General features: G+C 71.0%; 8 protein-coding genes. 7 read left to right on the top strand and 1 reads right to left on the bottom strand.

Annotated elements, in window-relative coordinates:
• Positions 1–53 precede the first annotated feature (53 nt).
• From Q9G87_RS51285 to Q9G87_RS51255, 7 genes are all read left to right on the top strand, one after another.
• Positions 54–857, top strand: a complete 804-nt coding sequence (locus Q9G87_RS51285) for a class I SAM-dependent methyltransferase (protein WP_305923988.1) — start codon at positions 54–56, stop codon at positions 855–857.
• Positions 858–969: 112 nt separating this feature from the next.
• Positions 970–3489, top strand: a complete 2520-nt coding sequence (locus Q9G87_RS51280) for an ICP22 family protein (RefSeq protein WP_305923987.1) — start codon at positions 970–972, stop codon at positions 3487–3489.
• A gap of 4 nt (positions 3490–3493) precedes the next feature.
• On the top strand, positions 3494–5314 hold the full coding sequence (locus Q9G87_RS51275) for a UvrD-helicase domain-containing protein (RefSeq protein WP_305923986.1): 1821 nt from the start codon (positions 3494–3496) through the stop codon (positions 5312–5314).
• Positions 5315–5430: 116 nt separating this feature from the next.
• Positions 5431–7206: a sigma factor-like helix-turn-helix DNA-binding protein gene (locus Q9G87_RS51270; protein WP_305923985.1), complete on the top strand. Its 1776-nt coding sequence runs from the start codon at positions 5431–5433 to the stop codon at positions 7204–7206.
• 34 nt (positions 7207–7240) lie between these two features.
• Complete coding sequence (cysS, locus tag Q9G87_RS51265; protein ID WP_305923984.1) at positions 7241–8596, top strand: cysteine--tRNA ligase; 1356 nt, start codon at positions 7241–7243, stop codon at positions 8594–8596.
• 215 nt (positions 8597–8811) lie between these two features.
• Complete coding sequence (locus tag Q9G87_RS51260; protein ID WP_305924035.1) at positions 8812–11301, top strand: penicillin acylase family protein; 2490 nt, start codon at positions 8812–8814, stop codon at positions 11299–11301.
• Positions 11302–11380: 79 nt separating this feature from the next.
• The gene (locus Q9G87_RS51255; RefSeq protein WP_305923983.1) at positions 11381–12232 is read left to right on the top strand and encodes a hypothetical protein; all 852 of its coding nucleotides are present in this window, start codon (positions 11381–11383) and stop codon (positions 12230–12232) included.
• Between the two features lie 73 nt (positions 12233–12305).
• Here the strand turns inward: Q9G87_RS51255 and Q9G87_RS51250 are convergent, their stop codons facing one another.
• A complete protein-coding gene (locus tag Q9G87_RS51250; protein WP_305923982.1) occupies positions 12306–12731 on the bottom strand; it encodes a hypothetical protein in 426 nt (141 codons plus the stop codon).
• Positions 12732–12768 lie beyond the last annotated feature (37 nt).

Raw genomic sequence — 12768 nt, 5'->3', positions numbered from 1 at the left:
CCTAGGGACGTTCAGGCTCTAAAGTGAACAGACAGCACGGCCACGGGGGCCCGATGTCTGACGAATGTGAGCTGATCGTCTTGCGATACGACACACCGAGTTTGGAGCGGTGGAACAGTCGCGCCTACGACAGCAGCTTCGGCTACGTCTCCACACAGGGCGCACCGCTGGTCGACCTGCTGGATCCGCGGCCCGGCGAGCGCGTGCTCGACCTCGGGTGCGGCACGGGCGTGCTCACCGCGCAGCTCGCCTTCAGGGGCGCGGACGTCCTGGGCATCGACGGCTCGTCCGCCATGATCGAGAAGGCGCTGGCGCAGTACCCGGGCATCAACTTCATCGTCGGGGACGGGCACGACTTCACCGTGGTGGACCCGTACGACGCGGTCTTCTCCAACGCGGCGCTGCACTGGATGAGCCGGGATCCCGCCGTCGTGATCGCCAACGTGCGCGAGGCGCTCACGCCCGGCGGGCGCTTCGTCGCCGAGATGGGCGGGGCGGGCAACTGCGCCGAGCTGACCGCCGCGATGCTGACCGCCTGGCGCGAGTACGGCCTGCAGGAGCCCGACCTGCCGTGGTACTTTCCCACGCCTGCCGAGTACGCCCGCCGGCTCGAGCAGGAGGGGTTCGTCGTCAGGCTGCTCGAATACTTCGACCGGCCGACCCCACTTGACGAATGCCCTGGCGGGGCGGCCGATTGGGTACGCATGTTCGCCGCCTCGGCGCTCAAGGGGCTCGCGCCGGACATCGTGGAGCCCCTGCTTCGTCGGGTCAATGAGCTGGCAGCGCCCGCGCTTCGCAGGGAGACTGGCTGGATGGCCGACTACGTGCGTTTGCGCTTTGCCGCTGTTCGGCGCTGATGCGTAGTGCATGATGCGTAGGGCTGTTTTGCCGGACTATGGTCTGTTCCGTGGGCGGCGAGATTATGGCTGCACCGCTGCGGCGGCGTGAGGGGCTGGTGAACGGAACGGGATGAACTTCTGCCTGAGCGACCTCGTACCACCGTTGAGGTGGAGCGACGCGTCGACGATCACGCTACTCACCGGGCAGCCGGACCTGCCGGATGCGTGGTGGCGCAGTCTGCCCATGCCGCATGTCCTCGCCGCCATCGGCCCGGAGTCCCTGGGCGAGCTGCTGACGGAGATCGCCCTCGAGCAGTGGCCGGCGGCGGCACTGGGTGACGTGCTGCCCGCGCTGCACGTGCTCGACCCGGATGACGCCGACGAGCCCGCCGTCGCGATCGCGCTCGACCGGGCCGGGTCGTGGCCCGGGCTGCTGGGGCTGACCAGCCAGGAGCTGGTCGACCAGCCGTTCATTCAGGCGCGCCCAGTACTCAACACGCTGTTCGCGGCCGTGTTCGCCCGCATTGCGTCCCCGCAGGCCGCCCGGACGGCCTCGGTGGCCTCATCGGCGGCCGGCCCGGCTCCCGCGGCGGCTATCCCCGCGCCGCGGGACGAGCAGCACGGCCTGCCACAGCCCACCGAGCCCGCATCCGCGCCGGAACCCGAGCCCGCGCCGGAGCCGGTGCCCGCGACCGAGCCCGTCGCTGAGGCGCCGCAGTCGGTGCCAGCGCCCCAGGAGCCCGCGCAGGCCGCGCATGCGCCGGTCGAGCATGAGGCCGCCGCGCTGGCCGAAGGCGACCTCCAGCCCGCCGCAGCAGGCGCGGACGGCCTCGAGAGCGCCCCCCAGGAGGCGGCGGCTCAGGAGGGCGCGGCTCAGCAGGCCGCGGCTCAGCAGGCCGCGGCTCAGCAGGCCGCGGCTCAGCAGGCCGCGGCTCAAGACGTGCCGGAAGGCGCCGCGCCGGTGCTGGACGCCGATGCCGAGCCCGCTGTCGAGGCGGGCGATGGGCCCGAGCCCGTGCTGCACGCGGCCGAGGAGCCCACGCCGGAGCCGTCGGCCGAAGAAGCGGCCGCGTTTGCGGAAGAAGCGCCCCGGCGCACTCCCGAGGCCGAGGGCACCCCGGAGCAGGCCGCCGAAGCCGCGGGCGCTCCGGAGGAAGGCGCCGCGCCGGTGCTGTACGCCGACGCCGACCCCGCCGTGGAGGCGGGCGATGGGCCCGAGCCCGTGCTGCACGCGGCCGAGGAGCCCACGCCGGAGCCGTCGGCCGAAGAAGCGGCCGCGTTTGCGGAAGAAGCGCGCCGGAGCTCGCCCGAGGACGATGGCGCCCCGGAGCAGGCCGTCGAAGCCGAGGACGCTCCGGAGGAAGGCGCCGAAGTCGTCGGCGCACCGGAGGAGACCCCCGAAGCCGTCGGCGCACTCGAGGAGAGCCCCCAAGCCGAGGGTGCTCTGCAGGAAAGCGCGGAAGCCGAGGGAGCCCTGGAGGAGCGCCCCCAAGCTGAGGGCGCTCCGGAGGAGAGCGCCGAAGCAGGACAGGCGGACGAGGAAGAGGAGCCGGCCGCGGCCGAAGCGCACGAGCAGGAGCTCCCCCAGCTCATCGAGTCCGCGTTCGCCGGGCTGGACGACAAGAGCTGGGCCGTGGCGCAGAACCGGGTGTTCACGGACGAGCCCTCGGCCGTGGACCAGCTGGCCAAGCTGTTCGCCGTCCCGCCGGCCGAGATCTCCGCCACGGAGGACGAGTTCCGCGACCGCCTGAACCGCTGGCTGGCCAGCGAGGAGGCGGCCCCGTACCGGGCGCATCTGGACGAGCTGCGCAGGACGCTCGGCCCCGCGGCACCCAAGGAGCAGCTGATCGGCGCGGCCGACTGGCACAGGGTGGAGATCCGCGCGCTGGAGGTGCCCGCCTGGCAGTTCGTGCTGGCCACGCTGCCTGGCCAGGCCCAGCCCGTGGCCCAGCAGCCCCAGATCGACCTGCCACCCCCGCCGCGGCCGCACCCGCCGATGGAGCTGCCGCCGCAGTCGGCGTTCGGCCACGTGCCGATGCCGCCGCCCCCCGGCCCGCCGCAGTTCCAGGCGTTCGCCCCGGCCGCGCCCCCGCCGGGCGAGTCCAACGGCGGGCAGGGCGAGCAGAAGCCGTACCAGCCGCTGAAGGACGTCTCCCAGACCAGGCGCTGCTTCAGGCAGCCGGACGGCCGCTGGTGGTTGCGCATCGACGTGACCGCCGAGCAACTGGCGGGCGGCGAGTGCGCGCTGCCGACGGGCTTCGCTTCCTACCTGGGCTTGTCGCCGGGCGAGAGCAGGACGGTCAGGAGCGCCGCGGGCGAGCTGACCATGACCTGGCACGGCAGGCCGGTGCTCGAATCCATCGAACGCCTCCTCGTGGACGTCGGCGCCCGCGAGGGCGGGCACCTGTTCCTGACGCTGTCGGACGAGGGCGTGCTGCGGGCCAGGCACCTGCCGGTCGCCGCGCAGGGCGCCGAGAAGATCACCAAGGCGCTGCGACTGGTCGGGTACACGGCTCCGGGCGGTACCAAAGATCAGGCGGCTCGGGTGATCGCCACGAGGATCGGCATGACGGGTCCGGTCAGCCTGCCGGACCTGCTCGTCAGGCTCCGCGAACGCGGAGACCGCGATTTGCTCGCCCTCTTGGACTGAGCCTGTGCCGCGGCTCGCGATCGGCCCTGAGTTTCCCAGGGAGCTCAGCGCACTGGCCCAGCCAGTGCGCAGGGACGCCGTGGTCGCGCTGCGCCGGTTCCTGCTGAACGTGGCCGGCGCCCCGCACCCCCAGCGGGTGCGGGGGGCCAGGGATCCGCGGGTCGCCACGCTGCGGCTGGCCGAGGGGCATCGCGGGGTGGTGGTACGCCAGCGGGACGTCTATTGGCTGCGTACGGTCCTGCCCGACCCCGAGGCCTGGTCGTACGCGCAACGCCACAGATACGGCGTCAATCCCGTGGTCGGCGTCGTCGAGGAGTGGGACGCCGAGGCCCTGGAGCGGGTGGAGCCCGCGTTACGCAGGTCCGCCGGCTCGTCGCGGCTGTTCGCCCCGATCTGCGACGGCGACCTGCTGGCGCTCGGCCTGGACGGGCACGCCCTGCCCCTGTTCCGGCTCATCACGACCGAGGCCGACGTGGCCGCGCTCGAACCCCTGCTGCCGCCCACCCAGCACCTTCCGCTCGCCGTGCTGGCGCGCGGCGGCTCGCTGGCGGAGGCCTGGCGCGAGCTGGACGCCTGGCGCGCCTCGGACGACGACACCGGGGCGATCGACCCCGAGGACCTGCACGCGGCGCTGCGGCGCAGCCCGGACCGGGCGGCGTTCGCGGCCGACAAGGTGGCGCTCGACCGGGTTCTGGGGGCGCCGGAGTGGTGCACGTTCCCTCATCCGGCACAGCACCGGCTGTCCAGGGCGGCCCGCTACGAGCATCCGGTGCTGGTGGTCGGCGGCGCGGGCACCGGCAAGACCGTCATCGCCCTGCACCGCGCCGCCCACCTGGCCGCGAACGGCAGCGGTCCCGTCCTGCTCATCACGCTCTCGCAGGGCCTCGCTGAGGAGCTGTCGGCCAGGCTGGACGAGCTGATCGAGGACGAGATCATCCGCAAGCGGGTCGAAGTGGACAATGCCGAGCGCCTGGCCATGCGCATCGTGGCCGACGCGGAGGGCCGCCGCCCGCCGCTGGTCGGCCCGGGGGCGCGGTCGCTGGCCCAGCTGACGGACGAGGCGCTCAGGCTGTTGTCGCTCACGACCGGCGACCTGCTGGACGACGTGGAGCCGGAGCGCAAGCCGTACCGTCACATCGTGGTGGACGAGGCGCAGGACATCAGCCCGGCGCAGTGGCGGCTGCTGCGGGCGGCGGTGCCGCGCGCCCACGACGACCTGTTCATCGTGGGCGATCCGCACCAGCGGGTCACCGACACGCGGGTGGCTCTGGGCGCCCTCGGCATCCCCGCCCAGCAACACTCCCTGAAGGTTTCCTATCGGCTGCCGCAGGAGCTGCTGTCCTTCGTGGTCCGGCTGCGCGGCGGCGGCCCGGCGCCCGGCCTGGTCAGGGGCGCGACCGAGATGTACGGCTACCGCGCGATGCACCATGGCGAACGCCCGATGATCAGGGCGTACGACTCGCCCGAGTCGGAGCTGGCCGGGCTGCGGGCCACGATCGAGTCGTGGCTGGCCGACGGCGTGCCCACCGGCGAGATCGCCGTCGGCGCCCGCACCACCCGGCTCGTCCGGCAGGCCAGGAAGGCGCTGGCGGGCCTGGACGTGCGGGCCTCGACCTTCCAGCATCTGAAGGGGCTGGAGTTCGAGCGGGTGGCGCTGATCGGCGTGGCGGAGGGCGTGGTGCCCGAGCCGCCGCCGGAAGAACCTGGCGCAAGGGCTCGAGCCCTGCAGCGCGAGCGGAGCATACTGTTCGTCGCCTGCACACGTGCGCGGGCGATGCTCTATATCTCCCATTCCGGAAGAGGCAGCCCCTTTATACCCCTCTGATCACATACTCTGAACTGCGGATACTTCCCATTGCCGGTTGGACCTCAATGAATCTCAGCCTGAGCGACCTCGCGCCACCTGTGCGCTGGACCTCCCCTGGTCAAATCGCGCCGATCGTGGAGGAGCCCCAGCTGCCCGAGGCCTGGTGGCAGGCGATCCCCCTCGACCGCGCGTGCGCCATCGTCGGCACCCAGACCGTGGCGAGCCACCTGGCCGACCTGGCCGTGGCCTGCTGGGCGCACTTGATGCTCGGCGACATCCTGCCGCTGGTGCGCTTCTCCGATCCCGCCGAGGCCGAGCGCACGCCGGAGTCGCTGGGCAAGGACGTCGTGCAGAAGCTGTTCACCGGCGTGTTCGAGCGCCTGCTCGAGCCCGTGCCCGACGCGGTGCCCGCGCCCTCCCTGCCGGACAGGCCGCTGCCCGAAGTGATCGACGCGCTGTTCGCGGCGCTGGACGAGCGGCAGCGGGCCATCGCCCGCGACCGGCTGTACGCGGCGCAGCGGGCCACGCTCGACGAGCTGGCGCAGCGCTTCTCGGTGACGCGGGAGCGGATCAGGCAGATCGAGCGCGACCTGCGCGACCACGTGGAGGCCTGGCTCGCCGGGCCCGACGCGGTGGCGCTGGTGGCACACGTGGCGTGGCTGCGTACCCGGCTCGGCTCCGCCGTCCCCGCCGACGACCTGCAGGCCGCCGTTCCGTGGCACGGGACCGAGCTGCGTACGCTCGGGATGCCCGCGTGGCGGTTCGTGCGCACGCTGCTCACCGGCTTTGAGCAGTCCGACGGCTGGCTCGTCGCGGGCGGGGCGGACGAGCTGCGCGAGAAGACGCGCCAGCTGTTCGCCGACGGGCCGCACCCGCTCGGCGAGGCCCTGTCCATGGTGTCCCAGCTCGGCGTGCGCGAGGACGTGGCCGAGCGGTGGATCCTGGCCGTGCCGCAGCTGCGCGTGCTCGGCCAGCACGTGGTGCCGTGGCCGCGCAGCATCAACGAGAAGGCGGAGGCGGTGCTGGCGGTGGCGGGCGCGCCCCTGGCGCCCGAGGAGATCCAGGAGCGCATCGGCGAGGACTACAGCCTGGTCGGGATCCGCAACCAGCTCACCGCCGACGAGCGGTTCATGCGGGTGGACAGGAACAAGTACGGGCTCACCCGGTGGGGCGGTGAGGAGTATCTGGGGATCAGGGAGATGATCGCCAGGGAGATCGAGCGGGCCGGCGGCGAGGCGTCGGTGAGCACGATCGTGACGAACCTGACCTCCCAGTACGACGTCAGCGAGAGCTCGGTGCGGGCGTACTCGGGCGGTCCCGGGTTCGAGCGCACGCAGCGGGGCTGGATCCGCGTGGCGGGCACCTCGCCGAGCGGGGAGTCGGAGCCTTACCAGCCGCGCAAGGACGTGTCGGAGACCCGCCGCAGCTTCCGCTCCCGCGACGGGCGCTGGTGGCATCGGGTGGACATCAACGCCGAGCACCTGCGCGGGTCGGGGTCGCCGCTGCCGACGGGGTTCGCGGCCTACCTCGGCATGGCGCCCGGTGGGCAGCTGACCGCCTCGGCGCCGTCCGGTGACGTGGTGATCAGCTGGCACAACCAGCCGACCATGGGGTCGATCAGGAACGTGCTGGCCGAGTACAAGGCGAGCGAGGGCGACCACGTCTTCCTCACCGTGTCGGACGGCGGCGAGTTGCTGACCCGCTACCTGCCTGCCGCGCCCGTCGGGATGCCGCCCATCAATCGTGCGCTCTACCTGTTCGGCTACACCGCTCCGGTCAGCTCGGAGATGGAGGGGCTGCGGCTGATCGGGGCCAGGATCGGGCTGCCCGACACGGCCACTCGCGAGGAGATCCTGGGCAGGCTGCGCGAGCGCGGCGACCGGGACATCCTCGGCTTCCTGGGCGAGTGAGCTGCGGCTGTCCGGGGTCGGTTAGGCTCGGGAGATGTTGCGGATCTACGACACGCGGACCAGGCAGGTCGAGGAGCTCACCTTCGGGCGGGCGGCGCGGATCTACACCTGCGGGCCGACGGTCTACCGCTACGCGCATGTGGGCAACCTGCGCACCTACCTGCTGTCCGACCTGATCAGGCGGGTGCTCGAGCGGCGGCGGACGCGCGTGCTGGCCTGCCAGAACATCACCGACGTCGGCCACCTGACCGACTCCGGGGTCGACAAGGTCGTGGCGGAGGCGCAGGCCGAAGGGCGCTCCGTGCGGGAGCTGGCGCGCTTCTACGAGGACGCCTTCAGGTCCGACACCGCCGCGCTCAACCTCCGTCCGCCGGAGCATACGCCGCGCGCGAGCGAGACGATCGAGCTGATGATCGAGCTGATCACCAAGCTGATCGAGAAGGAGCACGCGTATGTGGTGCCGGACGGATCGGTGTTCTTTGACGTACGGACATTTCCCACCTACGGCGAAATTTCTGGAAATCGCCTGGATGCACTGAAGCCGGCCCACCGCGTGGACACCGTCGACCCGCGCAAGCGCTTCCACGCCGACTGGGCCCTGTGGAAGCCCGCCGAAGGCGAGCTGACCTGGGAGGCTCCGTGGGGGCGGGGGTTCCCGGGGTGGCACGTCGAGTGCTCGGCCATGTCGCTGCGCTACCTCGGGGCGCCCTTCGACCTCCACACCGGCGGGATCGACCTGCGCTTCCCCCACCACGAGGACGAACGGGCCCAGTCCAACGCGGCGGCGGGGCAGGAGGTCGTACGGCACTGGGTGCACGGGGAGCACCTGCTGTTCGACGGGCGCAAGATGGCGAAGTCGACGGGCAACGTGGTGCTGCTGTCCGACGTGGTGGCGGCCGGGCTCGATCCGCTCGCCGTGCGGATGGCGTTCATGGAGCACCGCTACCGGCAGCAGATGAACCTGACGTGGGACACGCTGCGAGCGGCCGATCGCACGGTGCGGCGGTGGCGGACGCGCGTGGCCGAGTGGGCCGAGTCGCCCAGCGCGCCGATGGCGTCCACGTACGTGGAGCGGGTGGAGGCCGCCTTCGCCGACGACCTGGACACGCCCGAGGCCTTGCGGGTGCTGCGGGAGCTGGAGCGGGACGAGTCGGTGGCCCCGGGGGCCAAGTTCGAATCATTTCTGCACCTGGACCAGGTGCTCGGGCTGGATCTGTCCACGGACATCGGCAAGGTGCGCGTGCTGCCCCCGGGGGCGGGGGAACTCCTGGAGGCGAGGGCCCGGGCGCGCGAGGCGATGGACTGGAAGGAGGCTGATCGCCTCCGGGACGAACTGTCCGCTCTGGGGGTCCGCGTCTCTGACACCCCCGACGGCCAAACCTGGACCTGACCCACCCTTACCGCCGCTCGCCGCATCACCGTGCGCCGCCGGGCTGTTCATGACCCCAACCGTCTACGGCGGGTGAGACCTCGGCAGCCTCCTGTGACCGCCACCTCAAAGTCGCCTGCGAAGGCCCGTGAAGTCGGCTGGAGCAGTGATCGCGGGCTGTCAGACTTAGTGCCAGTTTCGGCAAGATGGAGGTGCCGGTGAGGCCCTATGCGTGGATGCCGCGGCCGTTGCGGTGGTTCGCTCGGGTGTTGACCGTTCTTCTCGCCCTGGCCCTCGTGCTGGCAGGGGTCGTCGTCTACACCGTGCGGAAGTCGTTCCCGCAGGTGGATGGATCGTTGCGACTACCCGGGTTATCCGACGATGTAGAGATTTCTCGCGATAAATGGGGAGTCCCCCATATCTACGCCGGCAGCGCCGCCGACCTCTTCATGGCCCAAGGGTTCGTCCACGCCCAGGACCGCTTCTACGAGATGGACTTCCGCCGCCATATGACCGCGGGCCGCCTCTCGGAGCTCTTCGGCGCGTCCACCCTCGGCACGGACAAGGCGCTCAGGACCATGGGCTGGCGCAGGGTCGCCGAACAGGAGCTGCCCGAGCTGGCCAAGCCGACCCAGGACTACCTCAACGCGTACGCCAAGGGTGTGAACGCCTGGCTCAGCGCCAACCCCAACGCCTCTGATCGCAGCCTCGAATACTCCGTTCTGAAGCTCCAGAACAGCGCCTACCAGCCGGAGCCGTGGACCGCGGTCGACTCCCTCTCCTGGCTGAAGGCCATGGCCTGGGACCTGCGCTCCAACATGGAGGACGAGATCGACCGGGCGCTGATCGCCGCCACGCTGCCCAGGGAGCGGGTCGAGCAGCTCTACCCCGGCTACCCGTACGACCGCCACTCCCCGATCGTCACCGAGGGCACCATCGATGAGGACCGCTTCAACCAGCGAGCCGAGCCGCGGCTGCGCGCCGGCGTCGGCGCGCTGACCCAGGCGGCCGCGACGATGGACGCCGTGCCGAGCACGATGGGCACCGAGGACCGCGAGGGTGTCGGGTCGAACTCGTGGGTGATCTCCGGCGCGCACACCGCCAGTGGCAAGCCGCTGCTGGCCAACGACCCGCACCTGTCCCCGCAGATGCCGTCCGTCTGGTACCAGGCGGGGCTGCACTGCAGGAAGGTCTCCGAGGAGTGCCCGTTCGACGTCACGGGGTTCACCTTCTCCGGCGTTCCCGGCGTGATCATCGGGCACACGGACAAGATCGCGTGGGGTTTCACGAACCTGGGTCCCGACGTGGCCGACCTGTTCCTGGAGAAGGTGGACGGCGACACGTACCTGCACAAGGGCGAGCAGCTGAAGCTGGAAACCAGGCAGGAGCAGATCAAGGTGGCCGGCGGCTCCCCCGTCACGATCACCGTGCGGAGCACCGTGCACGGCCCGCTGATCAACGAGGTGATCGGTGACGCCAAGCCCACCGGCGAGGCGAACGCGGTCGCGCTGCAGTGGACGGCGCTGACCCCTGGCAAAAGCGCCGACGCGATCTTCGCGTTGGACAAGGCCGCCGACTGGCAGGAGTTCAAGGCCGCGGCGGCGCTGTTCGACGTGCCCGCGCAGAACCTGGTGTACGCCGACACCACGGGCAAGATCGGCTACCAGGCGCCCGGGCGTATCCCCGTACGCCAGAAAGGCGACGGCACCTGGCCCGTCCCCGGGTGGACGGGCGAGTACGACTGGAGGGCGGCGCCCATCCCGTACGACCAGCTGCCGTCAGTGGAGGACCCGGCGGACGGTTTCATCGTGACGGCGAACAACGCGGTCATCGACCCCAGGCGCTACCGGCCGCTGCTGACCGCGGACTGGGCGCACGGCTACCGCTCCGAGCGTATCCGCGACCTCGTCAAGGACGCGATCGAGAAGGGCAAGGTCGACGCGGCGACCATGTCCCGGATCCAGCAGGACACCCACAACGGCTTCGCGGACACGCTGGTGCCGGCGCTGATGGAGGTGGACCTGGCGGGCCCGAGCGCTCAGGCCAGGGAGCTGCTGAAGGCGTGGGACGGCACGCAGAGCGCCGATTCCGCACCCGCCGCGTTCTTCAACGCGGTCTGGCGGCAGCTGCTCGTGCTGACGTTCAACGACGAGCTGCCGGAGGGGGCCAGGCCGGCCGGAGGCGACCGCTGGTACGAGGTGATCAGGCGCCTGCTCCAACTCCCGGACGACCCCTTCTGGGATGACGTGACCACGAAGAACCATACGGAGAAGCGTGACGACATCCTGCGGCAGGCAATGGCGTCGGCCTACCACGAGCTGTCGGAACGGCTCGGGACGGACGCCGGCGCGTGGCGGTGGGGCGACCTGCACCAGCTGGAGCTGGTCAACGGCTCGCTGGGGACCTCGGGGATCGCGCCGGTCGAGTGGCTGTTCAACCGCGGCCCGTTCGCCGTGGCGGGGAGCAAGGACGCGCTGAACGCCACGGGTTGGAACGTTCAGAGGGACTACACGGTCAGCGCCGTGCCGTCGATGCGCATGATCGTCGATCTGTCCGACCTGGACGCCTCCCAATGGATCAACCTGACGGGCGCTTCCGGGCATGCCTTCCACGACAACTACTGGGACCAGGCGGAGGTGTGGGCCAGGGGCGACCTGCTGCCGATGAGCTCCACACCGGAGTCGGTCAAGAAGGCCGCCGCGCACACCCTCAGGCTGACGCCCTGAACGTACGACCGGGGTCGTAGTCACGATCCAAACCGTGGGCCGACGCGCGCGGCGGGGTCCGGCTGTCAGCATGACGCGTATGAATCGCCTGTGGTATCTCGTTGGGCTCCTGCTCGTGCTCACAGGCCTCGTCCACCTGGGCGTGTTCGTCGTGGACGGCGGGCCGTGGGAGGGGGCGGTGTCGTGGCGCAAGCCGTTCACGTTCGGCGTGTCGTTCGGCCTGAGTGTCCTGACCCTGACCTGGGTCTCTCAGTTCGTACGGATCCGCGCCCGCCCGCTCTGGGTCGGCGCCTTCGCGATCGCCTCGACGGTGGAGGTCGCCCTGATCACCCTCCAGGCGTGGCGCGGCGTCCCGTCGCACTTCAACATGGAGACCGCAGTCGACGCGGCCATCGCGAGGACCCTGGCGGCGGGCGGCGGGGTGCTCGTCGCCGTCGCTGTCGCCATGACGGTCGCCGCCTTCCGCGCGGGCCCCGGCCTCGCGCCCAGCATGCGCCTGGCCGTGCGGGCGGGCTTCGCCACCTTACTGGCGGCCATGGTCTTCGGCGCCGTGATGATCGCTCGCGGGGTGGTCGAGGTGGTGACGGGCAACCAGCAGCTCGCGTACACGGTGGCCGTCACGCTGAAACCGGCCCATGCCGTGTTCATGCACGGAGTCCTGCTCCTGCCCGCATTGGCCTGGCTGCTGGCCCGCACACCGCACCCAGAAGATGTGCGCCTGCGCCTGGTGCGCATGGCGACCTGGACCTACGTCATGTTCGCCGCCATCGTGTCCGCCCTCGCCCTGGCCGGTGTCACGCTCGTGAGCCCGTCGACGGCGTCGTTGCTCTGTGCCGGCGCGATCTCCGGCCTGGCCGTCGGCGTCCTCACGCTCGGTCGGCTCAAACAATGGCAGTCCGGGGACGCCGACCGTAGACCCACAGCGTCCTGACGGTCCGGCGGCTCCTCCAGCCCACGACTCCAGCCGGGCTCCCTGATCCGAGCATCAACTTGACTGAAGGCTGTCAACCTGGGCTGCCGCCGCCCCTTCGCCACCACAACTGCGCACGGGGATAACCGCCGTCCTCCAGATCGGCCAGGCGCTCGAAGATGTTGTACGTCGCCTGGTGCCCGCACATCAGAACCGAGACCAACATCGCCAGGAGGTAGAGCGGCAGCATGGGCAGCCCGAGGCACCATGCCCACTGGGTGGCGTGCCGCCCCTCGTGCAGGACGAGACGGTCACTGAGCGAGTCCCACCTGGTCAGGACGACGTTCCCTACGGTGAACGCCCCCGCGATGGGGAAGCGGTAGCGGTAGCCGAAGGCGAGGATGAGGCCGTCGGGGCCGGGTCGGCGGGTGGCGCCACCGATGATCGAGATCAGCAAACCGAGCGGAGTGGCGAGGTTGATGAAGTTCGCCACGCGCCGGAACCGAAAGCGCCTGTCCATGCGTCTCAGTCTTGACCAATCTTGACATGTCGGAATA

It is taken from the genome of Nonomuraea turcica (assembly GCF_030718205.1).
Classification (GTDB): domain Bacteria; phylum Actinomycetota; class Actinomycetes; order Streptosporangiales; family Streptosporangiaceae; genus Nonomuraea.
Note: the sequence above shows the minus strand (reverse complement) of the source record. Positions and strands in the feature narration are given on the sequence as shown.

Excerpts from the sequence above, each read along its gene's own strand:
- Q9G87_RS51285 (WP_305923988.1), top strand. The coding sequence starts at position 54 with ATGTCTGACGAATGTGAGCTGATCGTCTTGCGATACGACACACCGAGT.
- Q9G87_RS51280 (WP_305923987.1), top strand. The coding sequence starts at position 970 with ATGAACTTCTGCCTGAGCGACCTCGTACCACCGTTGAGGTGGAGCGAC.
- cysS (WP_305923984.1), top strand. The coding sequence starts at position 7,241 with ATGTTGCGGATCTACGACACGCGGACCAGGCAGGTCGAGGAGCTCACC.
- Q9G87_RS51260 (WP_305924035.1), top strand. The coding sequence starts at position 8,812 with ATGCCGCGGCCGTTGCGGTGGTTCGCTCGGGTGTTGACCGTTCTTCTC.
- Q9G87_RS51255 (WP_305923983.1), top strand. The coding sequence starts at position 11,381 with ATGAATCGCCTGTGGTATCTCGTTGGGCTCCTGCTCGTGCTCACAGGC.
- Q9G87_RS51250 (WP_305923982.1), bottom strand. The coding sequence starts at position 12,731 with ATGGACAGGCGCTTTCGGTTCCGGCGCGTGGCGAACTTCATCAACCTC.